Here is a 23,349-nt window from a genome sequence, read left to right as displayed (position 1 = left end):
AGAGTTTGCCGTATCCATCTCCCCCGAAAGTCCCATGACAGTTGGTTGCCCCTGGTTTAGCATGCGGAAATGAAATCTTCGTCCCTAAGTACGCCTGCGCCGAATCCGCCCAATGCCAGCGCGGAACTGCCCAAGCTCCCTATGTGGCGGCCCTTACGTGGGCCGTTTGAGCGATGGCCGCACCTGACCGACCTGTTTATTGCGTTGCTTATGTTCTTGCTGACGCTTTTGATGTGGTCGCGCAACGGCTCCCCCGAAGTGCTATCCATGCAGAGCCTGTGGGATGTTGTTGCTTTTCAGTGTGCATTCGTTGGCTCCTTCGCTCTGTTGTGGCGTCGCACTCACCCTTGGCAGGTACAGGCCGTTATTCTCGGCGCAACAATATTGCTGGAGCTGGGTTTGCCGGCAGATGGCATCGTGGCTATGGCAATTTCGCTGTATAGCCTCGGTCGTTACGAGGCCAATACCCGGGCTAGCTTTTTTGGCGTTATCGCGACGCTGGTTTTTGTGGCGATTGACCAGGGTATTCCGGTTCAGCCAACTGCAGCAGGCACAGTAACAGTGATGCTGGTATGGGCGCTGTGGTATATCGGCCGCCGGCTGCGCTTTCGCGGTGAATATCTGCGCTTGCTGGAAGAGAGGGCCAAGTATTTGGAGCGGGAGCGCAATGCCGAATCCGAGCGCGCCGTTGTAGCCGAGCGCACTCGAATCGCCCGTGAGATGCATGATGTGGTGGCGCACCAAGTGAGTCTTATGACTGTGCAGGCCGGTGCCGCCAGGGCTATCAGCCGCAATAACCCGCAAGCTGCCAATGAGGCTATGGCTTCTGTAGAGGCGGCTGGCCGTCAGGCCATGGCAGAAATGCGTCATTTACTCGGTGTACTGCGACCGACTAATAACGACACTGCGCTCACTCCGCAACCAGAACTCGGCGATTTGCCAGATCTGATTGAAAAGGTCCGACAGGTGTTAACCCAGGTTGACTATGAGGCCAACGGTGCACTGGAGAAAGTGCCAACCAGCGTCGCGCTCGCCGCCTATCGCATCGTTCAGGAATCCCTCACCAATGTCATCAAGCACGTCGGTGCTGCAGCGCGAGTGCAAGTGAGTGTGCGCGCAGATCACGGCACTCTCACAATTCGAGTGCGCGATGATGGAAATACTCACGGCGAGCGGCCCATGAGGGAAATAGCTATTGATGGGCAGCCAGGCGGTGGGCACGGCATCGCGGGAATGCGCGAGCGCGCGGAACTGCTCGGTGGCTATCTGTATGCGGGTGTAGTCGATGGTGGCGGTTTTGAGTTATATGCACAACTACCTACAGGAATGGTGAAAACATAATGTTGCGAGTGATGGTAGTGGACGACCAGGCTTTGGTGCGACGCGGTTTTGCCCTGATTCTGGATAACCAGCCCGATATCGAGGTGGTCGCCGAGGCCGGTACCGGCGTCGAGGCGATTGAAGCCGCGCGAGTGTACCAGCCGGATATCATCCTAATGGATATCCGTATGCCGGAGATGGACGGGCTGGAATCCACAGCGCGCATCCTGGAAGCTAGTGATGCAACTTGCCGTGTCATTATTTTGACCACGTTCGATCCTGATGAATACGTGTTTCGTGCGCTGCGGGCTGGCGCCAGTGGCTTTGTGCTCAAGGACATTCCCCCAGAGGCGCTGGTACAGGCAGTGCGCACCGTAGCAGAGGGCGGTGCCATGCTTGCACCGGGCATCACCCAACGCTTGATAAGCCAGTTCGCACAGAAACTGGGAACTGGGCGCAACCTGGCAAAGCGACTGGAGCGCCTGACCACCCGGGAGCGTGAAGTACTGGAAGCCATCGCCGCAGGCAAGAGTAATGCAGAGATTGCCGAGACCCTATTTATTGGCCCTGCTACCGTGAAAACCCACGTTTCCAGTTTGCTGTCAAAATTGGAGGTGCGCGATCGTGCGCAGGCAGTCGTATTCGCCTACGAATGTGGCCTGGCCACCGTGGGGGAGCGCGATGTTGGCTTCTAGATCAAAGCCCGCTTTGCAACGCAATGCACTTTATCGCCTTGCCACCTGTGGCACTGTGGTTCTGGGGCTGTTTCTCTTCCTTGGAGCCCAGGGCCACTTTGTTGCCATCTGGCCTTTGGTAACCAGCGATGGGACTGGTTTAGCCCGTCGTTTGATGTTGATGTTACCCGGTGTGATGCTCGCCGGCACGGCGGTGTTGAACCTCCTGCTTTGTAAACCACTTTGGCAAGAGCGTCGCTATGCCCTCAACGTTACTCTCGCGGGTAATTTACTTACTACGAGCTATTTGTTTTACCTAATGATACGCGGGGTTCCCAATCACCCTATTGGTATATTTCTCGCATTGGAGATGTCTTTTGTATTATTGCTCCTAGTAACAAGAACTGGACTGGTATGGCCTATGTCAGCAGAACCGTCGGTTGAGAGGGACATTTAGCAGCACAAGCGCTCGGCGAGTTTCGCTAACATTCAACACCATAAACCTCAAGGTGTTTTAATCAAAAACAACTCCATCGGTTAAAGTGCTTTTGGTGGAGCATCACTTTTTAAGACCCATTTCAAGTAGACTTGAAGCGAACCCTTCCGATAACTTCATGGCTGTTTCGTCGCAGCTCATTTGATAGCTTTCCGAGAAAATTCTCCAGAAGCAACGTATGGCTTCTTTTCAGTTCCAGTTCTGCGACTGAGAGATTTGTTCTAATTTGTAGGTAAACTAGCTCTTTGGGGCGGAGTAGGTGGGCGCGGGATTAGATGATATGAAAGGGCCAGCGGATTAAGTGCTTAATTACCCGAGGGAGGAGAGTGGAAGCAGTTTTGGTGGCTATACTTTATTATGTATAGCAGCTATTTCAATAGCTCGTTAACCTAAACTAGAATCTCTAAAAAATATAGAAAATGGAAAGGGTAGAATTATAGCGGGTCTTGTCCAATGTCTGACTTGAACATCCGTATCAGTTACAGCGGGCTTTTAATTCTCAGAACTTTTTGTGTAATTCGACTTATGAGCTATGAAACTAGATAAAAGCGTGATATATAAGTTTCTGATGGATTAACTGTTATACATCGGAGTGTATTTGAGTATCAAGCGAATAAATCTACTTTCTTGTGCTGCTTTTATTTTAGCTGGTTGTAGTACCGGGCCATACTTAAAACCGAGTGCTCCAATAGGATGGCACAGCACCGAAAACCCGGCATGTTATGGGGCTGAAAAAGTACTAGAGTTCAGTCTTCCTGATTACGATTGGCTGATATTTAGAGTCTTGGCCAAACAACCTACAAAGCGCCACCCAGAAGGTACAAAGTTAATTGCCTATGTAAGGCCTGTCTTGTATAGACATCCTGAGTCAAATGGCACTTGGTCATTATTTCCCTCAGAGCAAGAAAAGAAGACTAAAGAGAGCTTAATCGCCGAACGCAAATCCCAACATATCGAGATCTCATTCTCAAGTGCTGTAGCTACTATCATTTTTCTTGATGGTAGTGAATCCCAAGTTGAGCTGCCATTTTTTCAACAGCCATACCAAATACCATCTGATGAGTCTTATGGGTTCTGGGGACCTGAGGTAGTAATATCTCCTGAAAATCTGGAGTATTTTACGGTAAAACTGCCGCCTCTATTTGTAAATGGTGAAGAAGTTACAATCCCGCCAATCGAATTTAAAGTCAGCGAAAGTACATATGTTCCAGTGCTAAATTGTTAAAGAATAGCGCTTGATAAGTAAAAGTAGAAAATTCTCTACACTGCTACCTTGAGGGTAAATAGATATGAGTAATGAGCTTCCAATTTAAAATATTAGTGTTAATTATATTCTTCCTGTTTGGGGGAATTATGGTGTATGTCGACTCCTGAACTATGATAAGGGATGGATTGAAGCTATTGAGCAACTAGAGTACTACAAAGACTAAAGTCTATTACAGTACTATGTCTTCCAAGTATAAAAGCAGCTGGCTACATACACTAATGAATTCCAGCCCAAAAACTACCGCTTGTACCATGCTGGGTACACATTGTTTCGCCTGGATAAAGGCTTAATATTAAGATTTTGAAGGAGTTCAGAGGTTGTTAAATGGAAAAATTCAACGAAACAACTTTTGTTCTTATTAATCAATTTGCAGGAAAAAGTGCAATTTTAGATACTGTTTTAATAGCTGCAGCAGAGGTCATGCCTTATATTTTTATGCTCGTGATGCTCTATCTATGGTTTGATCCAAGTATAGAAAGAAAAAGGTCCAGCCTGAATTACGGGCTGTCTGTGTTACTCGGTATGTTAATGAGCTATATTATTTCTATTTTTTATTATCAGTCTCGTCCATTTGTGAATAATCTCGGTACACAATTAGTAGAACATGCGCCTGACTCTTCATTTCCTTCAGACCATACTACGTTTATTTTCTCGATGGCTATAATGCTCCTATTTAACAAATCAACCAGGATAATTGGTACTGTTTTGTGCCTGTTGGGTGTTGTTAGTGGCTTGTCCAGAGTTTTTATTGGTGTTCACTATCCCTTAGATATGCTAGGTGCCATTTTGGTGACAATTTCCTCATCAGTTTTCGTATTTAAAATACAATATAAAACTCAATTCCTTTTTAATTTTCTGGTTAAAAAAATACCTGGAAAGAGAGTGGGTTAGAACTAAAAGTAGTTGATGCCTCTCTTGCATTTATAATCTTTACTTTCTATTTATATTTCATATATTAGGTTAAGGGACTGTTAGGGAAGGTGCTGTCATTTTATAGTGAAGAAATAGAAGTGGAATTTTCATTGTTCCTCTCGGTTAATGGTATGCTGAACTGGATTGATGGAAGCGGTGAGATTGTGCTAATCTCAGGTAGGAAATCATAAGGGTTTGTGTTTCTGAAGCTTGGTTAACAGTCGGTTGATATGGATTCCTCCATTTTGTGGTTTTTAATTCCAGCCTCTTTCCAAGTTAGTACGGCTGAGTGGCACACATAACTTGTTCTTACTTAATTTTAACATCCATAGGGGAGGTCTGCTTTAGCTCCTTAAGAAAGATATGTATCTTACTTGTTTACTCTCAAAGTAAAGAGTGGGCATGTGTAAAAATTGGAGAGGAATAGTTTTTTTTTTGGTAAACATAGGTGCCAACTTAATACGATTCCTTTATCTATCGCTCTTTTTACTGTAGGGGCGAGAAGCTTTAGAATTATAGGTAGGCATGGTATATAGATACTGCTTGTTAGTTAATAGTTGTAAGAGGACCGCATGAATAAGGAATTTCTAGATCACATAATTTCGTATATATATTTCCCGTCTTTAGGAGCGTTGCTGTTAGCTACGCTTTTTGCTCCGATAGGACTGAAGGGATTGTCAAAATTCTCTAAATTCGCCCGTTTTTCGGTTGGTGTTTATTTAAGTATCACAATTGCCGCTTGTTCTGCTTTGCTCGCATTTTCATATGGAGGTTGCTTCGAGAACTGTTCTGAGAGCGTAGACGATGAGATTGGTATTTTTATTGCTAGTATAATCAATTTTATAGGTGCAGTATTTGTATTTCGCTTCCTTTCAAAGAACTGGCCTAATAAGCAAAAGCAAGGTGCTGCATAAATGTACTCAGGCTTAAGACATTAGCTGTATAAGGTAAGCTATCGCTGCGTTACTACTTGTGTTTGTGATTCATGTCGCTATTGAACTCATGTATGGTAAATGCTTGCCGTGTTTCTTTTTCTAGTTGTTAGTGGTCTTTATAATCCAGCGCTATACTCGCTTCCGGCATATTCGTGCCTATATAGCTGAGATTGGCGTTATTCGGCACAAATTATTCATCTCTTTCGCGAGAATCAACCAATGAGAAACTTAGCCATATTAGTATTTCAAACACTTGACGGAGTAATGCAAGCACCGAGTTTGCCTGAGGAAGATTTTTCAGGTGGCTTTAGTCATGGAGGCTGGGCCAAGGATTATTGGGATGAAGTCATGGAGCAAGTCGGAAGGGAGGCCATGGCGGAACCTTATGATCTGCTATTAGGACGTAATACGTACAATTTATTTGCCACAAGTTTTTCAAATGCCAAACCTGGAAACCCAGCTGCAGACAAACTTAATCAAGCAAAAAAGTATGTCGTAACATCAGGTAGTGATGATCTCACATGGAATAATTCATTCAAGCTAAAGGGGGCAGATGCGGTCGTCGAGATAACCAAAATTAAGAAAATGAATGGGCCTTTACTACAAGTTCATGGAAGTTGGCAGTTGGTGCAGTCACTTCTAAAGCATAACTTGGTAGATGAGCTTAGGCTTTGGACGTTTCCAGTAGTTGTTGGAGAAGGAAAGCGACTGTTCGAAAGTGGTGAAATTTCATCAAAATACAAACTCATCAATTTTGCGAAGTGCCCCTCAGGGGCTTTTATGCATTTTTACAAATCACTAGATGGCAGGGCTATTTAAAGAGCGTTGTTAAATAGAAACTCACTCATGCGACTATCCTTACTGAGATTGTTGTTGAAATAAAAGCAATATTATCGAATTTACTGCGAATTTATCAAAATGATTAGGTTATATAACCGTAACGATCTGCCTACCATATTGGATATTTGGTTGCAAGCTTCTATTCAAGCTCATGATTTCATACCTTCAGATTTCTGGGAGGCACAGTTAAGTGATATGAGAGATGTTTACATTCCTACATCGGAGACATATGTTTATGAGATGGAAAGTAAAGCAGTAGGCTTTTACTCACTTAGTGGCGATACGCTTGCAGCTATATTTGTTTCTCCCTCTCTACAGGGAAGAGGAGTAGGCAAACAGCTCCTTAACCATGCAAAGTCAAAAAGAGATAGGCTGGTACTTTCTGTTTACAAAGAGAACGTTTCTAGCTATCAGTTTTACTTGTCTCAAGAATTTAAAGTAGTAAAAGAACAAAGAGATGAGCATACTGGTCATCCAGAATACTTAATGAGTACAAAAATATAAAAAGGAGTTCAAGTCGGCTTAGCTTCTGTCGTCTAGCGCGAGGTTATGCATAAGGCGAGAATAAGATATCTCAAATATGAAACCTGAAGAGAAGAATTGTATAGAGAAAAGAGTCAGGAATAGGATCATAGAGGTTCTAGAACTTTTCTCAGATGAATTTAGATTTGATGTTGCAATCGCTAACCTTGAGTTCTGGAGTGATTGGTTTGATGCTAATTCAATAATTCAATTTGATAAAGAGGTATTTGTGAGAGAAGAAATTGAATCTTTATTAGCTGTAAATAAATTCTGGGAGAGAGTTCAGCCAGATTCGAAACCGTCCTCTCAAGAGTGGTGTGATCTGCTTTTTGAGTCAAAGCATGCTTTAAATATATTTCTCAAACGTGGTAAATTTTATGAGTAATTCTTAAAATTTATTGCTGCTTACGTCAGTCATACAGCCTTGTTAATATAAAATTAATAATACATTAAATGTATAATAGCTTTATTCTCTTTGGAGATTTAATCTGATAACTATTCTGCGCGTTGTTGGATGTCGCTCCATGGTAAGGCAGTTTTACTTAAAAAAGATATTTCTAAAATAGAGTTTGTTGTTGATGGAGGCTGAATTATTTTTATGGGTGGCGCGGAGAATATTAGAGAAGAAGTATTCGCAGATGCTAATAGGGCTTAGCTATGAATTGCCATGCCTTTAATCCCCATTTACAGCTCGTATACAGTAAGCCGTTATCGTTAACTGCGTTATAAAGAAACTACTCGTGAAACTTTATGAATTGGAACATGTTATTAGCTATCCGTAATGTGTGACTTAGTAAGTGATTCTTGGTGACGGAATAGAGAAGGAGTCCATATTTGAACTGCTAAAAGACATCACATAGGTGGTTTTGCTATCAGAATTTAAGCGCAGCTTCTGTTGTTTCTCGGATAGAACAGATCTTTCCATAACACGTGGAGTATCGTCATTAAATATAAATTAGGGCAATTTCCGAATTATGAATGTCTCAATTTACAGTGAGTGCTGAACGTTTGTACTAGTTAAAGAGCCTTCTTAGCTCCTCTAGATTTTGTTACATCAGGCTGGCTAGCTTTGGAATTCTAGAGAAGCGTGATATATAGATACTTCACCTGAATTAACCGCCAAGAGTTAATGATTGCCACCTAAGGATTAAAAATGACAAAGTACTTGATAGTTATAATTGCGATACTTGTTACAGGTTGCGCTACTGTAGCTACATCTCATCGACCAAGCGATTACTATAAGGCTGGGGGTAATGAAGCGAATAATGAGCCTCTATTTGGCTCCACTGGTGAATCGTTAGGGGATATAGACATAGACCGCATCCTCAACTATGAGTTAAAGCTTCCTGCACAAAATAGAATTGCAATACTCAAGTTGTCCAATGATAGCTACTGGCGCCATTACTCTAATGATTTTACGCAACTAAATGAAACTATTGCTAGGGACTTTGTAGGGCAGTTGAGAGAGTCTGAAAGGGTTTACGATGCTTCATTCTTACCAAGCATGCTCGTTCCAGAGCAACGTACAGTGCCTTATCTTCGAGAAGCTGCTGCACGCTACCAAGCTGATTTACTATTAGCCTACCGTTCAAGTTGCCGTACTTTTGAGAAGTATAAGTTTATTGATCCGAATGAAACAAAGGCATACTGTTCAGTGGAAGTAGTCTTACTTGATGTTCGGTCGGGTATAGTGCCATTTACGGTTGTGTCAAGTAACGAATTCTCTGCCCGCAAAGAACTCGGTGATACTAATTTCAATGAAACCATAAAGAAGGCAGAGATCGCTGCCGTAGCCGAGTCATTAAAGGATTCCGCAACTCAGCTAACGTCATTTTTAAGCAGTATTGGCACACTGTAGCAAGAACTCTAACTACTATATTCAGGTGGCGCCAGCTTCGCACCTGAAATAAAGATTAGGACTTTCGTCGTATGCGAGAGCCAAAGGATAATTACTGATGGATAATACACAATCATCACTTAGCCTATATGCGAAGCATCTAGGTGCTGCATACTTAATTTATATCGTTTTAGGGATGCTCAATTCATTACTTGTCAAGAAAGGAATATATGATTTTGGGGCTTTTGCTGAGACAGAGGTGAGATTCAGGTTCGCTCAGATTATAGATATAATTATGTTTATCGCTGTTATTTGGGCATCTTGGGCGCAGTACTTGGTTACAAAAACAATCAACAAAAATGTTGCTTTTTTGGCATTGCTTTTCAGGTTTGGAGAAGGGCTTCTTGGCTTTGTAGCAACAATTATTACATTGACAGTTATAGTAGTTTTAAGAAACCAGGAATATTCGAATACATTTCAAGAAGAGCAGCTACATGCGTTAGCGAGTATATTTGTGAATATGAGTGGTTCGATGTGGGATGTTCTTTTAATCATAATGGGCATAGGCGCGACTATTTTCATGTACTTATTTTACGTTTCAAATTACGTGCCTAAGTGGTTGGTTCTTTGGGGGGCTTTCACTTATATGTCGATGGTGGTTTATGGGTTTTCAAATATTTTGTTACTCGAGCCGCCCCAAATATTGAAACACTTCATGCTTCCAGGCGCGTTTTTTGAAATCACATTTGGCCTATGGCTGCTAATCAAAGGAATTAACATCAAACTTAGTTCAGTCGATGCTCCAGGTTTATACAAAAGTAATGTCTGAGTAAGCATTAATGCATGACCGACAAGGCTGTGCAGTTTTTGTACAGTAATCGTATCTTGTTACCAAGCAAAGTTTAATTTCACTAGAGAGGGTTTGGCTAGGGCCTCCTCTCTTGGGGAACTTGCCTTTAACGTCCAATTGTCAAATATTTGGTCGATTCTGATATGGATATAGATCTCTTTTCTTTGGACGCGGAGGGGTTTGGGGATGCCAATGCCCAACGTGACTTCTTTTCATCTCTATTGTCTTGACTGAGGCATGCTCTTAAACTGTTAGACGTGCGCCGGTAGTGCTCTTTGGGATCAAGCTATTTGTTTCCTATTGAAATTTGTGCGTAGGTGAGTATTCCTGAATGGGAAAGACTGATAAGTTAAGTTTGATGGGGGAATGGGGTACGGGGTCTCAGAATAGGAAAAAGCAAATGCCAAGCTGCAAGAGACTTGGGAATCCCTCTATTTGCTAACTTCTGTGAGTCATCGGGCTGACTAACTTTTAAGTTATGGGAAAGTGTGATATTCAGATTGTGCTATTGAACAAACTGCTATCACTTATAGTGTTTAAATACTGGGATTCAGCTTATGTTTCATTTACTGGATCAAGTCCAATGGCTGTATGAAAAACGGACTGCGAATTGCCCTCACTGTGGAGCTGCACACGAGGAGCGTAGATTTGATTGCCATATTTGCGGTACTGATTTCAGCAGCGAAGAAATTGAAACAATGGATGAGCAAAGGATAGCAAATTTCAGGTGTTCGGCAATTTTTGGTTTGCTATTCTTCCCTATATTTATTGCTTTCTTGATTTTATTTTTATTGAATTACCAGTAGCTTGTGATATTAAGTTCACTTAGACTCGTTCCTGGAAAAAATTGAGATTCCTATCGGGCAGTCTATTTGTGTTCCGGCTGCCGTTTATTAAAGCTTTGGGTGTTTATAGCAATGGCACAGGTAAGTCGGTCTAAAGCTACGTTGAGATTGATTGGAGATAAATTGCAACCACAAGAGATTTCAGTGCTATTGGGGTGTGAGGGTACAACTATGTACTCCAAAGGTGAATTAAAGGTTGTAAAAAGAAGTGGTAGAGAATATGTGTGTAAAAGTGGGCACTGGTCTTTGGCAGCAAAGGAATGCAAACCTGAAGACTTAGATGGACAAGTGAAGGAAATTCTTGATCGTTTGACAGATAATATTACCATTTGGGAGGACCTTTCACAAAAATATAGTATTGACCTTTTCTGTGGCATATTTATGGATAAGGGCAATGAGGGTATGAATGTTTCTCCTAAAACACTGTTGGAACTTGGTAGTCGTGGGATAGTGCTTTCACTTGATATTTACGATGGTGCTGATTAGCTCATGCCTAACAAGTGTTTCAAAAATTATGTTTGGCGAGGCATCTTAAGTAGGTCCTATAATTGTAGGGAAAAAGATGGTAATTTCTGAAGAGGTTGTTAAGAGTATCATCAAAGAAACAATGGGATATGTAAATTATCCATACGATAAAAGTATCAGGCGTGATTTTTGAATATTGAAAACGTAGTAAATAATAGAAGAAAATAGTTTCAGGAAAGCCGTTGATTTTGTCATGGAGTTTTATAAAAAGTATGACCAGGAAGCCCCGTTTTTGTCCGTTCGCCACTCTTAATCGATCGCTGTACAGGGCCCTATTGGGGTAATTAAAGTCTAACATCTAATTAAGTTAAGCCCGCACCGAGCGTATGGGCCGCCTTCCGTCGTTATAGCACCAATTAGCATCACCTTGAACTGGTTACTTTTCTTCTCTCCTGATGCGCACGTTGGTCACTTCGTAGTGGAGGTGGAGGGACCTGGGGACGCAGATGCCTCTCTTTGGTTGATTGCAGTTCACTTTCAGCGCTGTGATTGAGATATTCGCCCAGATTCTTAGCCTTTTGCCGGTTCAGAGCTCGATACTCAGTCTATTTGCTGATAATTAAGCTGTGCTTACTACTCTATTTTGTGAGCTTGCAGAATTTTTATGGGGGCGGTGTTCTAGGATCAACCTATCCGTTTCCTAATGACACTCAAGCCGCAGGTAGGTATTCCTTGACAGGGAAGTTCGATGGCGAGCGGGGTTGGGTCCAGAGTAAGGAAAGGCGGGTGCTGGCTTCCTAGAATTTAGGGCATCACTCCAAGCTGTTGAATGCACCTTTAATTTGTGACGTTCATTTAATTAGGAAAAATGGCTCCCTGTATTTGTTTAACGCTACGATCCAACCGCTTATTTTGGCCAGGTTCTACTTATTTGGTGTGTGTCCAGTATTACTGACAGAATTTAAGGAAAAGGTACAGTTGAACAATGTGGTTGTCTTGTGTTATTGATTTGGTACAAATCTCTCGTTTGTAGCTAAGGGGCTTCAAGCAGTGGGAAGTGCTTCTCAGAAATAGCAGGAAACCGATTACATATGATTACACTTCGGCAGTAGACAGCTGTTGGTTTTTTGTCCAAAAAGCAGTTTAAGTAAAATTCCACTCTGGCACCAATTTTACAGCCCGCAAAATCTTGCTGCTCTGACCGAGCGGTCTACTTAATGATAAAATATAATCGATTTTTAGTGATCTCTCTCAAAATGTACTTAGAATGGTCTCACTGGTAAATTGAGGCGCAAATTACCAGGCAGAATATCTTTATGTGACTGACTTCACAGGAGAAACTGCGCCTACTGAATAAGGATGATCAATGAACTCTTTACCTTCATCAGCTACGAGCTTGGGACTTAAAACCTTTGGTCAATCTGGATCTGGTCGTTCGATAGTGGCTAATGACCAGCTCCATCATATGCTGGAAGGGTTTCAGGAACTCAGTCGTATTCCTAGTAGTGAGGGGTATCACGCATTAGCGTTGACTAATGCTGTGAACGGGTTGAGAGGCGGGGCTGTACCGGTTAACTCATATTTGAAGAATGGCAGTGCAACTCGCCGCTGTATTGTTGGAGATGGTTTTGAGATTGAATATGAGTTAATCAATTACTATGGTGGGCCGCAGACTGATGTTGTGATTCTTGATATTCGGTTATTAGGACGAGAAGCGGAGAAGGGAAAGCGAGCTGCCCTTTGGGAAGTTGAGTGGGAATCTGGAGATAGCGGAGGTAGCTGGGCTAGAAAAGAGGAGCCTGCTAAGTTTTTACGTACAAATGGTGCTGTGGCAGGTAAGAAAGATTCACCGTTAAAAATCGGCATTAATGGATATTGTAAAGGTTTAGACCATGCTGCTGAAATTCTGCCATCCCATATCACTCGTGGCGACGCTATAGCATTAGAAAAATTACAAGATAAAGGTTATACCATTTTTTATGTGCCACAAGATGGCGTTACCAAGGCAGGTTGGCGCTTTGTCAAAAACCTGAGGACTGGTACAACGGCTAAGGATATGGAAGCAGCAAGAATTCTTGCCGGACATATGAAAGAAGCACATGACAAAGGCCTCTATGTTGAATGGACAAGTCATAGAGGCGGCTCAAAAGTTATAACCAAAGCAATGGAGTTACTTGCATTAAAGCAGGTTAATGTGGATGAGAAGCAAAAAATCTTCCTTAGCGATGCTACTTCGAGCCATTATGTAGCTGATAACTTGCGCCGTAAGGTGGGTATGAATACTAAGGATTCAACCTGGTATAAAGCCACGCCCGGTGTTGCACAGATTGTCGGTGGTTCTGAATTAGGACTTGGAAAGGTAGCAATGGAGGTAGGTGAGTTGTGCAAGTCACGAACAAGAGAAGCTTTTGCTAATAAACTTGTAGATGCTTTTGATTCTGCTGTAAAACTCTATAAAGGAGCTGATGCGACTGTTGTAACTTTTGCTACTGTAGCGGCTACTTCGGGTCTTTCTTTTGCTGGAGCAAAAGCATTATTTGGGATTCTAGCGGCCGCTACAGCCAATACAACGTTAGCAAGTATTCCAAGCTTAAATGAAAAGTATCATAGTGGGTCAACTATACCCTTGAAGCAATTATTACAGAAAGGTTTGGTAAAAAAATAGGTTTCATATGAATTTTTTGAAAGATGTTTTTCCTCGTGGGCCAAACTTCCGTAGTGCGAGAAGGGTAGAGAAAACTCTATCCGGCTCTAAGCTATCTTTTATGGTGCCTCCTCCAGCGGACCCATTTTCCGCTGTTCAAAAATGGGAGGTAGAGCCTAATGAGTTTGATATTTTTGAAGCTAAACAATTCTGCCCAATTTCATACCGCTCGAGTAAGAATTTGGATGAGAAAATCAAGTTTCCAGATGTAAAGTATTTAAGGATATTCTCTAGTTGTTGGGGGTTTAAGGGCGTGCCGATTATAGGAGGGTATAGTGGCAACGTTAAGCTGATTATAGATGTCAATTCAGTTGAAGATCTGCCTGTAAATGAGAGTTTGTTTGATGTAAGGGTATTGGCAAAAGAAGTTTATCGTAAGTACGAGTTAGAAGATCTCCATGATTTCCATAAAGGATTAAAGGATGATCCATTTGATTTAACCCAGTATCGTTGGCCTAACTATTTGGGACCTGTTAATTGTCAGTGGATCAAGCAGGCCAATAAGTGTTGGCTGTACTTTGAAAGTCAGCCCTTGCGAAGAAAGTTTGACAAGCTTAGCTGGTATACCCCGTTGACAGATAAGCATTTTTTAAGTATTAAGTTTAATATTACACGATCAGCTTCGAATGCCGGTAACGCTTACAGAATAAATCAGTGCGTATCATGGAAAAATTACATTAGTTTTGCACAACGTATTGTAGATTCTTTAGATTTGCGCCTCACTTCTGATTTGTCTGAACGCCTTGTTCAAGTTCAGAAGCAGCCTGGAGCTAAAGAAAAGCCTATTTTAACTTTCTCATCTAAGCAAGTTGAAGATGCAAAGTATGTGATGAGAATGTGGAGTGATTCGGAATATACGGATCCAAGTAAAGAGGAAGGCGAGGATCATAGAGCTTCTACTGACGAAGTTTCTAGTTTTATCGACAAGCGTATTCAGCATAGACCTTTACATAATAGCTATCCTTTGGGGGATAAAATAGAGGTTGTGTCCAGAATTCCCACGGAGCATCTCAGCCAACCCTTAATTTATCAAGGATGATAAATTAAATAGCTTTTATAGGCCATCAAAACACTACTTTAGGCTCCAGGTTGTTTTCTGCGGGGTAACACTCCGCAGATGAGCTTCTCTATTCTTGCGATATCTTGCCTAGATCAGATTACTTTTAAGATTATTTCCATATGGATTTTTTGAAAGATATTTTTCCTCGTGGGCCGAGCTTCCGTAATGCGAGAAGGGTTGAGAAAAGGCTTTCCGGCTCTAAACTTTCCTTTATGGTGCCTCCTTCAGCGGACCCATTTCCCTCTGCTCAAAAATGGGAGGCAGAACCAGAGGAGTTTGATATTTTTGAGGCTAATAATTTTTGCCCAATTTCTTACCGTTCGAGTGATAATTTGGACGATAAAATCAAGTTTCCAGATATTACGTATCTAAGAGTGTTCTCAAGTTGTTGGGGGTTTAAGGGGATGCCCATTATAGGGGGGTATGGTGGTGACATTAGGCTGATTGCCGCAGTTACTTCTATAGAAGATCTCCCTGTTAATGAAAGTTTATTTGATACAAGGGTGTTAGCAAAAGAAGTTTATCGCAGTTATGAGTTAGAAGATCTTCATGATTTTCACTCAGGATTGAAAGACGATCCATTTGATTTAACCCAGTATCGCTGGCCTAACTATTTGGGACCTATTAATTGCCAATGGGTAAAACAGGCTGATAAGAGTTGGCTCTACTTTGAAAGTCAACCTCTTCGTAATAAGCCTGATAAGATTAGCTGGCATACGGCATTGGCAGATAGACTTTTTTTAAGCTTTAGCTTTACTATTACACGTGCACCTTCGCATACAGCTAATGCTTACCGAGCAAGCCAACGTACTTCGTGGGAAAACTACATTAGTTTTGCACAACGCATTGTGAACTCTTTAGATTTACGTCTCACTTCTGATTTATCTGAACGCCTTTTTCAAGTTCAGAAGCAGCCAGGAGCTAAAGATAAGCAGATTTTATCCTTTACTTCCAAGCAAGTTAAAGACGCAAAGTATGTGATGAGAATGTGGAGTGATTCTGGATATACAGCTCCAGGTAAAGGGGTGGATGAGGATCATAGAGCTTCTATTGGTGAGGTTTCTAGTTTTATCGACAAGCGTATTCAGCATAGACCTTTACATAATAGCTATCCTTTGGGGGATAAAATAGAGGTTGTGTCCAGAATTCCCACGGAGCATCTCAGCCAACCCTTAATTTATCAAGGATGATGAATTAAATAGCTTTTATAGGCCATTAAAACACTACTTTAGGCTCCAGGTTGTTTTCTGCGGGGTAACACTCCGCAGATGAGCTTCTCTATTCTTGCGATATCTTGCCTAGATCAGATTACTTTTAAGATTATTTCCATATGGATTTTTCGAAAGATGTTTTTCCTCGTGGGCCAAACTTTCGTAGTGCGAGAAGGATAGAGAAAACTCTATCCGGCTCTAAGCTTTCTTTTATGGTGCCTCCTCCAGCAGATCCATTTTCCTCTATTCAAAAGTGGGAGGTAGAGCCTGACGAATTTGATATTTTAGAGGCTGAGAATTTTCGCCCAATTTCATATTGTTCGGGGAAGGATTTGGATGAAAAAATTGAATTCCCAGCTATTAGGTATCTAAGACTATTCTCAAGCTGTTGGGGTTTTAAGGGGGTGCCCATTATAGGGGGGTATGCGGGCAAAGTTGGGCTGGTAGTTACTGTTACTTCAATAGAGGATCTTCCAGTCAATGAAAGTTTATTTGATACAAGAGTACTGACAAAAGAAGTGTATCGCCGATATGAATTGGGAGACCTTCATAACTTTGATCCAGGTTTAAAAAGCGACCCATTTGATTTAACCGAGTATCGCTGGCCTAGTTATTTGGGGCCCATTAATTGCCAATGGGTAGAGCAGGCGAACAAGAGTTGGTTGTACTTTGAAAGTCAGCCTCTGCGAAATAAGCTTGATAAAGTTAGCTGGCATACTGCACTTACAGATAAGCATTTTTTAAGTTTTAGGTTTAATATTACTCGCTCTGCTTCGAATGCCGGTAATGCATATCGAGTAAGTGAGCGTGTTTCGTGGGAAAATTACATTGGGTTTGTGCAGCGTATTGTAGATTCTTTAGATTTACATCTCACCTCTGATTTGTCTGGTCGTCTTGTTAAAATTCTGGAGCATCCTGAGGCTAATAGTAAGCCGATTTTGTCTTTTACTTCCAAGCAAGTAAACGATGCAAAGTATGTGATGAGAATGTGGAGTAGTTCTGGATATATAGCTCCTGGCAAAGGAAGGGATGATGATAATAGAGCTTCTACTGACGAAGTTTCTAGTTTTATCAATAAACGTATTCAGCCAAGGCCCTTACACAATAGCTACCCTTTGGGGGATAAAATAGAAATTGTGTCAAGAATTTCCACGGAGTATCTTAGTCAACCTTTAATTTATCAAGGATGATAAATTAAATAGCTTTTGTAGGCCATTATAATACTTCTTTAGGTTCCAAGTTGTATTCTGCGGGGTAATACTCCGCAGATGAGCTACTCTATTATTGCAATATCTTGCCTTGATCGTATTTCCTTGAAGATTAGTTTCATATGAATTTTTTGAAAGATGTTTTTCCTCGTGGGCCGAGCTTCCGTAATGCGAGAAGGGTTGAGAAAAGGCTTTCCGGGTCTAAGCTTTCTTTTATGGTGCCCCCTGCTTTTGATCCATTCTCCTCAATTCAGCAGTGGGAAACTGAGCCGGATAGCTTTGATATAGAGGATGTGCAGTCCTACCATCCTCTTGAATACCAATCTGGGGTTAGTATTAAAAATAAAGCACAGTTTAATGCTATCAAAGTTTTAAACTTGTTTTCTACTCGCTGGGGTTTTAAAGGGGTGCCTTTGCTTCAAAGTTATGGGGGGTATATAAATTTCTTTATAAACCTTAATTATATTGATGATCTTCCTGTTAATGAAAGCCTCTTTAATGATGAGGTTTTAGTTCGTGAGGTTTATCGTAGATGTTACCTTACGGATCTGCAAAAAATGCATGAAGGGATTAAAAGTGATCGTTTTGATTTAACACAATATAAATGGCCGGATTATCTATCCCCCCTTAACTGTCAGTGGGTGAATCAAAAGGGCAAAATCTGGTTCTATTTTGAGAGTCAGCCACTCGCAGATGGTGTAGATAAGGTGAGTTGGAATTTGGCTGTCAGTGATAAAGTTTTTCTTTGTTGCCGATTTATTATAAGTCGTGCGGGCTCGAATGCTGGAAATGCATATCGCCTAAATCAAAGAACACCTTGGGATAATTATATTGGGTTTATACAGCGTATAATGGATTCCATGATGTTTGAGTTTTCTCCTGGTCTATCTTGTCGTTATGAAGAGGTTCAAAGTGAGTTGTCGAGATATAGAAAACCAATTGTGCAGTGTACAGCGCAGCAGCTTGAAGAGGCTAAACATGTAATGCAAATGTGGAGTGACGTTGAATACCTAGAGCCTGGTAAAAGCAGGGATGAGAGTCATCGTGCTACAAGGGAGGAGGTTTCAAGTTTTCTTGATAAACGTATTCAGCCAAGACGCTTGCATAATAGCTATCCTCTTGGGGAGAAGATAGATGTTGCTTCAAGGATATCTTTCGATCAAATTGAAAAACCTTTTGTGGCTTCGGGAAAGTTGGGATGAATATTTAGCTTTCATTGGTACTTTTAAGAAGTGCTTTCTGTCAAAGTGATTTTTCAGAGGTTATAGGTTGAGGGGGAGTGTAGGTAGCTATTCTGCTTTTATTTCACTAAAGGCTGAGCTTGTTAATTGGGATGTGTTTCATAGGAATCATAGGGGCCCAATTACATATAATTACACTTGAACAGGAAATAGTTGATTGTTATTTGATCAAAAATCGGTTTTATAAAAATTCCACTCTGGCACCAACTTTACAGACCATAAAATCTTGTTGCTTTGACCGGGTGGCCTCAATAAAAGCAGAATATAATCGACTTAAGAAAATCTCTTCAAATGTACTTAGAATAGCCTGTAAGCCATCAAGCACCCCCCTAAAATGCCAGTCAACTTTTTTCTACTCTCCTGATTTTTAACGATCAGTGTAGTGGTCAACTATTGCCGGACAGTAAGTTAAGTTTTTCTTCCGCTTTTGCAGGCGGTAATATGTCATTGTATTGATGGGGACTCTCTCAGTTGTAGTAAATCATCAAGTAATGGCTGATGTCTCGGCTCGCTTCTGTGATAGAGTTGTAACCGAGAGAGAGTATCCATTCACTTTTCAGACTCCGAAACAGTCTTTCCATTGGTGCATTATCCCAACAATTTCCACGTCGACTCGTGCCCTGGGTCATTCGGTAGCGCTACAGCAGTAGGCGGAACTGATGACTGGTATACTGACAGTCTTGATCCGAGTGGAACATAACTCCATGGGGCTTTCCTCGCTGCTCCCAGGCCATTTCCAGTGATGCCGTATCTGGGTGACCTGAGAGAGCCCACCCAACGATACGGCGAGCATGTATAACGGTAGTTAGGTAACACCAGCTTGAGCCAGCCCAGATATAGGTAATATCGCCACACCAAACTTGATTGGGTTTCTCTACATTAAACTGGCGGTTACAATATTATCTATAGACTTTTCAAGTCAGCTGATTTTGCAAAGGAATAGTTAGTTACTCAAGAAGCGCCAATAAATAAAGTAAAAGCTAAAACCTATCATTAAGCACAAGCAGGCATAAGTGTAAACTAAGTACCATCCCTTTAAGTGATGTTCTCTTGGTACCCATTTCCCGTTCATAACAAGAATGTTGAGTAAAGCAAAGATTGGAGCACAAACGAAAGATAGAGTAGTTACAAAGTCGATTAAGTTCTTTAGCTGGTTGGTAAATAGGGAAATAATAAACCAGCTTATGAGGCTTAGTATAATAAGAGTGGATACGTAGACTCTATTTTCGGGAATCTTAATACTACTCGATGACCTCAAGGCACTTCGCCAAACTTGAGGAAACCCATCGGAGACTGCAAAGGTAGTTGAGAAAAGCGCGATAAAGCAGATAATACTGATTGTTAGATGGCTCCAATCACCTAGAGATTTGGTATAAATATTGATTAGCTGACCAGCAAATATGCCTGCAGATTGAGATAGTTCAATATCTTTCCCAAACATTACTAATGCGCCTAGCCATACAAATACAATAGCTAATATCAAGCTGGTGAAATAACCAACCTTAAAGTCAAATACGAGGGATTTCTTGGCAAACCCTCTATCCGGTCTCTCCTTTATCCTGCGCTCCGACCAAATAGAGTGCCAAACAGAAACTTCAATTGAAGTTGGCATCCAGCCGACTAAGGCGACAACAAATGCGATACTCACAGCTGGTGCCATATCGGCTGTTAAATAGGATTTAGAGGGAAGAAGCCCATATTGACTTATTGCGGCAATGAGAGTGATCAAGCTGGCAATTGCCAGAATGAGGACCATCCACTTTAAGCTTTCATTCAGCCATTTAAATTGGCCAGCAATCAATATTGCACATGTAATGACCAAAATGATGGCAGACCACTCTGAAACATTTAAGATATCGCCAAATAAATTGAGGGCTAAAGCAGCTGTGACGATCGTAACCGCAGCTTGAACAAAGAACATTGTTAGAAATGTGAGAGCCATATAACTATAAAAACCAAGTCGACTGTGTTTTTTATAGCCTTCCAATAAACTCTCACCGGTGACAGCAGCGTACTCTGGTCCGATTTTGAAAAAAGGGTATTTGACTAAATGAGCCAGGAAAATAAAACCAATCAAAGCGAAAGCGTAATCTGCACCAGCGCGAGTAGATTGCACGATATGAGATACGCCAATACTGCTTGCAGCCCAAATAATACCAGGGCCTAGATTTGAGAAAGTACGTTTGAATACATCCATTGAATCAGAACTGCTCGGAATGATTTTGCTCAAAATAGCTCTTAGCCACATCGATAAAGGTTTTAACCTTCAGGGAAAGTTCGCAGCGATGAGGGTAGAGCGCAAAAATAGTTAGTGGCTTTATTGTGAATCTAGGTAGAATCTCAGTGAGCTGGCCAGAGTCGACATAAGATTTGACAGAGTAAAAAGGGGCTTGGATTATTCCTTGTCCCTCAGCAGCCGCCTCATTTAATAGCCTCCCATTGTTAGATTGCCAGGCCCAGGGAAGTTTGATCTTTCTTGTTTCTTCTTTGTCTTGAAATAGCCAATGATCCCCTCGAATACTGTGGTTAAAGAAGAGTAATTGATGCTTCTTTAATGATTCTATGTTTTCAGGGAGTCCATTCTTCTCTATGTAAGAGTCACTTGCCCAGAGCGCTAGCTTAGTTTTTGCGATAGATTGGACGATATAGCTAGAGTCGGGTAATTCTGGTGCGATTCTAAAAACGAGATCGATTTTATTGTCGAGTAAATCGAGTGGGTCATTGCTGAGATGAAAATCCAAGAATACCTGAGGGTATAGATTACGGTAATTGGCAATCAACCCTGAAAAATATTGACTGCCTAGCTCTATGCTGGTCGATATCGACAGTCTGCCTCTAGGCTCCTGATTGTATTCTGACATCGCCTGGTCGACGGAGTGGAGTTTTTTTAATATTGGTGAAACCTGTTTATAGTAATTTTCGCCCGCTTCGGTTATGGATACTTTGCGTGTATTGCGCATTACCAATAGGCAGCCCAGCTCCTCTTCTAACTGCTTAATGTACTTACCGACCATTGCTGCTGAAATGCCGAGCTCGCGAGCAGTAGCTGCAAAGTTTTGCTTTTCGCACACTAAACAGTATGCCTCAAGGGCGTGTAACTTGTTCATTGACTCCCCTGATGGCTAATCCGCTTCTCTTCTTACGGTGGGCATTAGCTGGAGTATACAGACAAACATAATAAACAAATAGTTTATACACTATAAACCAAAGCCACATTTAAAGTGCATCCTAAATGACGCAAAATTTTGCTAGTAGATTAAAAGTCCCACGGTCTCATATTAGATAAGTACATGAAAATAAAACAAATTTTTATTCTGGTGGTTCTATACATTGCTACCAGCGGCGTTGTATCAGCAGAGGATGGAAAGCTAGAGCAAATTTTGCTCATTAACGCCAATATAGTGGATGTTAATTCGCTTAAAGTTGATGAAAACCAGTCGATTCTTATCGAAGGAGATAAGATCAAGAGAATTTCTGCAACGAAAAATCTCTCCAAGGTAAGGGGGGCCAGTGTTGTCGATTTAAAAGGGAAGTTTGTAATCCCTGGCCTGATAGATGCGCATGTCCACCATGCGACAGATCCGGATAGCTGGGATAATTTGTCTATCACTACTGAGCGACTTCGATACCTGCTTCGTGGTGGTGTCACATCTGTGAGAGATATGGGCGGTGATGCACGAGCGTTGGCCTACTTAAAACGTCAAGCAGAGATCGACTCCATCGCTTCGCCAGACATCTACTTTTCAGTCATTATTGGTGGAGAATCCTTCTTCTCGGACCCGAGAACCATTGCCTCAGCTAAAGGGCGTACTCCAGGCCACACAACATGGATGAGAGCGGTAGATCAAAATTCAGATATGGATTCAATAATGCTCCAGGCCATAGGCGCTGGTGCAACAGGCATCAAGGTATATGCTGATGTTGAGGCCGAGACGGTGCCATTACTCGCGAGTGCAGCCAAGAAACATGGTTTAAAAGTCTGGTCGCATGCTTATATAGGCCCCTCCAAACCTTTGGATATTGTCAATGCTGGTGTTGAGACTATTTCACATGCCTCAGATATGTCTGCTCAGCTAGTTGATAACTTCAAAGCATGGCGCAGAAAAACTGCTGAGTTCGATGATTCAACCTGGGAAAAAATGCTGCAAAAGGATAGCTATTTAGACCTTTTTGATGCAATGAAAGAGAACGGTACAATTTTAGATGCGACGCTTACAGTATTTGAAAGAAGGAATACCTTAAACGAAAAGTACAGGCAACTTGATCAGCTCAGTACACAAATGACACAATTTGCCTATCAAAACGGCATCACTATTGCTGCTGGCACGGATGCATTTAGTGACCTTGAAAATGACACTACACCGATGATTCATCATGAGCTTAAGCTGCTCGTAGATGAAATCGGTATGACACCTTTCGAGGCAATTCAAGCTGCAACTATAAATGCTGCGAAAGTGATAGGGATAGAAGGTTCTGTCGGTAGTATTGAAGAAGGAAAGAAAGCAAATATTGTTGTACTTTCAGCAAGTCCCGAAAAGAATATCGAAAATAGCCAATCGATAGCTCATGTGGTTAAGAACGGTCGTTTTATTTTTATTGGCGACGATCCACAGTTGCCTTTCTCCTCTTCACGTGAAGTGAATGGAACCATTTGGTTATCTGGGCAGATCGGTAATTACCCTTCAACTTTAACCTTGGCAGGTGAAAGTCTGGAAGCTCAGATGCATCAAACAATGAAGAATATTGGCCAAGTTCTTGAAAGCAAAAACCTGGATTTTGACGATGTGGTTAAGTGTACTTTGATGCTTGCTGATATTGATGACTGGCCAGCGGCGAACGAAGTCTACCTCCAGTACTTCAACGGAAAGAAACCTGCGAGGAGTGCTTTTGCAGCGAGCGGCCTGGCACTTGATGCCAAAGCTGAGGTGGAGTGTATAGCTTCACGAAGCGCTGATTAATTCT

At 41.9% G+C, this 23,349-nt stretch carries 21 protein-coding genes and 1 pseudogene; 19 read left to right on the top strand and 3 right to left on the bottom strand.

Going from position 1 to position 23,349, the window contains the following annotated elements; translation table 11 throughout:
* Window positions 1-69: 69 nt before the first annotated feature.
* From ACJJI3_RS06705 to ACJJI3_RS06620, 18 genes are all read left to right on the top strand, one after another.
* On the top strand, window positions 70-1,341 hold the full coding sequence (locus tag ACJJI3_RS06705; RefSeq protein ID WP_444941938.1) for a sensor histidine kinase: 1,272 nt from the start codon (window positions 70-72) through the stop codon (window positions 1,339-1,341).
* Window positions 1,341-2,015, top strand: coding sequence for a response regulator (locus ACJJI3_RS06700; protein ID WP_444897063.1), 675 nt, complete (start codon window positions 1,341-1,343; stop codon window positions 2,013-2,015). The genes ACJJI3_RS06705 and ACJJI3_RS06700 overlap by 1 nt, the downstream gene beginning before the upstream one ends.
* Window positions 2,002-2,451: a hypothetical protein gene (locus ACJJI3_RS06695; protein WP_444941937.1), complete on the top strand. Its 450-nt coding sequence runs from the start codon at window positions 2,002-2,004 to the stop codon at window positions 2,449-2,451. Before ACJJI3_RS06700 ends, ACJJI3_RS06695 begins: the two co-directional genes overlap by 14 nt.
* Window positions 2,452-3,088: 637 nt before the next feature.
* On the top strand, window positions 3,089-3,715 hold the full coding sequence (locus tag ACJJI3_RS06690; RefSeq protein WP_444941936.1) for a hypothetical protein: 627 nt from the start codon (window positions 3,089-3,091) through the stop codon (window positions 3,713-3,715).
* Between the two features lie 366 nt (window positions 3,716-4,081).
* On the top strand, window positions 4,082-4,648 hold the full coding sequence (locus tag ACJJI3_RS06685; protein ID WP_444941935.1) for an undecaprenyl-diphosphatase: 567 nt from the start codon (window positions 4,082-4,084) through the stop codon (window positions 4,646-4,648).
* A 593-nt stretch (window positions 4,649-5,241) separates the two neighbouring features.
* On the top strand, window positions 5,242-5,583 hold the full coding sequence (locus ACJJI3_RS06680; protein ID WP_413665561.1) for a hypothetical protein: 342 nt from the start codon (window positions 5,242-5,244) through the stop codon (window positions 5,581-5,583).
* Window positions 5,584-5,823: 240 nt separating this feature from the next.
* The gene (locus ACJJI3_RS06675; RefSeq protein WP_444912895.1) at window positions 5,824-6,423 is read left to right on the top strand and encodes a dihydrofolate reductase family protein; all 600 of its coding nucleotides are present in this window, start codon (window positions 5,824-5,826) and stop codon (window positions 6,421-6,423) included.
* Window positions 6,424-6,522: 99 nt separating this feature from the next.
* Window positions 6,523-6,948, top strand: a complete 426-nt coding sequence (locus tag ACJJI3_RS06670) for an N-acetyltransferase (RefSeq protein ID WP_444941934.1) — start codon at window positions 6,523-6,525, stop codon at window positions 6,946-6,948.
* A gap of 76 nt (window positions 6,949-7,024) precedes the next feature.
* A complete protein-coding gene (locus ACJJI3_RS06665; protein WP_444897070.1) occupies window positions 7,025-7,351 on the top strand; it encodes a hypothetical protein in 327 nt (108 codons plus the stop codon).
* Between the two features lie 768 nt (window positions 7,352-8,119).
* Entirely contained in the window at window positions 8,120-8,824 is a 705-nt protein-coding gene (locus ACJJI3_RS06660) for a hypothetical protein (RefSeq protein ID WP_444913601.1), read from the top strand.
* A 97-nt stretch (window positions 8,825-8,921) separates the two neighbouring features.
* Complete coding sequence (locus tag ACJJI3_RS06655) at window positions 8,922-9,632, top strand: DUF4386 domain-containing protein (protein ID WP_444941933.1); 711 nt, start codon at window positions 8,922-8,924, stop codon at window positions 9,630-9,632.
* A gap of 578 nt (window positions 9,633-10,210) precedes the next feature.
* Window positions 10,211-10,459, top strand: a complete 249-nt coding sequence (locus ACJJI3_RS06650; protein WP_444941932.1) for a hypothetical protein — start codon at window positions 10,211-10,213, stop codon at window positions 10,457-10,459.
* 111 nt (window positions 10,460-10,570) lie between these two features.
* Complete coding sequence (locus ACJJI3_RS06645; RefSeq protein ID WP_444941931.1) at window positions 10,571-10,984, top strand: DUF4279 domain-containing protein; 414 nt, start codon at window positions 10,571-10,573, stop codon at window positions 10,982-10,984.
* Window positions 10,985-12,329: 1,345 nt separating this feature from the next.
* Entirely contained in the window at window positions 12,330-13,628 is a 1,299-nt protein-coding gene (locus ACJJI3_RS06640; RefSeq protein WP_444941930.1) for a hypothetical protein, read from the top strand.
* 7 nt (window positions 13,629-13,635) lie between these two features.
* Entirely contained in the window at window positions 13,636-14,706 is a 1,071-nt protein-coding gene (locus ACJJI3_RS06635) for a hypothetical protein (RefSeq protein WP_444941929.1), read from the top strand.
* 140 nt (window positions 14,707-14,846) lie between these two features.
* A complete protein-coding gene (locus ACJJI3_RS06630) occupies window positions 14,847-15,917 on the top strand; it encodes a hypothetical protein (protein ID WP_444941928.1) in 1,071 nt (356 codons plus the stop codon).
* 140 nt (window positions 15,918-16,057) lie between these two features.
* Window positions 16,058-17,128, top strand: a complete 1,071-nt coding sequence (locus ACJJI3_RS06625) for a hypothetical protein (RefSeq protein ID WP_444913607.1) — start codon at window positions 16,058-16,060, stop codon at window positions 17,126-17,128.
* A gap of 140 nt (window positions 17,129-17,268) precedes the next feature.
* Window positions 17,269-18,348 (top strand): hypothetical protein, encoded by a 1,080-nt coding sequence (locus ACJJI3_RS06620; protein ID WP_444941927.1) that lies wholly within the window; start codon window positions 17,269-17,271, stop codon window positions 18,346-18,348.
* Between the two features lie 425 nt (window positions 18,349-18,773).
* Here the strand turns inward: ACJJI3_RS06620 and ACJJI3_RS06615 are convergent.
* The 3 genes and pseudogenes from ACJJI3_RS06615 to ACJJI3_RS06605 all read right to left on the bottom strand — a co-directional run.
* Window positions 18,774-19,277 (bottom strand): annotated as a pseudogene (locus ACJJI3_RS06615) (IS3 family transposase); the annotation flags it as partial.
* Window positions 19,278-19,330: 53 nt separating this feature from the next.
* Window positions 19,331-20,617 carry an NRAMP family divalent metal transporter gene (locus ACJJI3_RS06610; RefSeq protein ID WP_444941926.1) on the bottom strand — a complete coding sequence of 429 codons (1,287 nt, stop codon included), beginning with the start codon at window positions 20,615-20,617 and terminating at the stop codon, window positions 19,331-19,333.
* The gene (locus ACJJI3_RS06605; protein ID WP_444913610.1) at window positions 20,589-21,494 is read right to left on the bottom strand and encodes a LysR family transcriptional regulator; all 906 of its coding nucleotides are present in this window, start codon (window positions 21,492-21,494) and stop codon (window positions 20,589-20,591) included. Before ACJJI3_RS06605 ends, ACJJI3_RS06610 begins: the two co-directional genes overlap by 29 nt.
* Window positions 21,495-21,677: 183 nt before the next feature.
* On the opposite strand from ACJJI3_RS06605, the gene ACJJI3_RS06600 reads away from it, so the two are divergent.
* Window positions 21,678-23,345, top strand: a complete 1,668-nt coding sequence (locus tag ACJJI3_RS06600; protein WP_444941925.1) for an amidohydrolase family protein — start codon at window positions 21,678-21,680, stop codon at window positions 23,343-23,345.
* Window positions 23,346-23,349 lie beyond the last annotated feature (4 nt).

Source organism: Microbulbifer maximicatervae (SeqCode), assembly GCF_052466985.1.
This window is presented reverse-complemented; position numbering and strand designations above follow the sequence as displayed.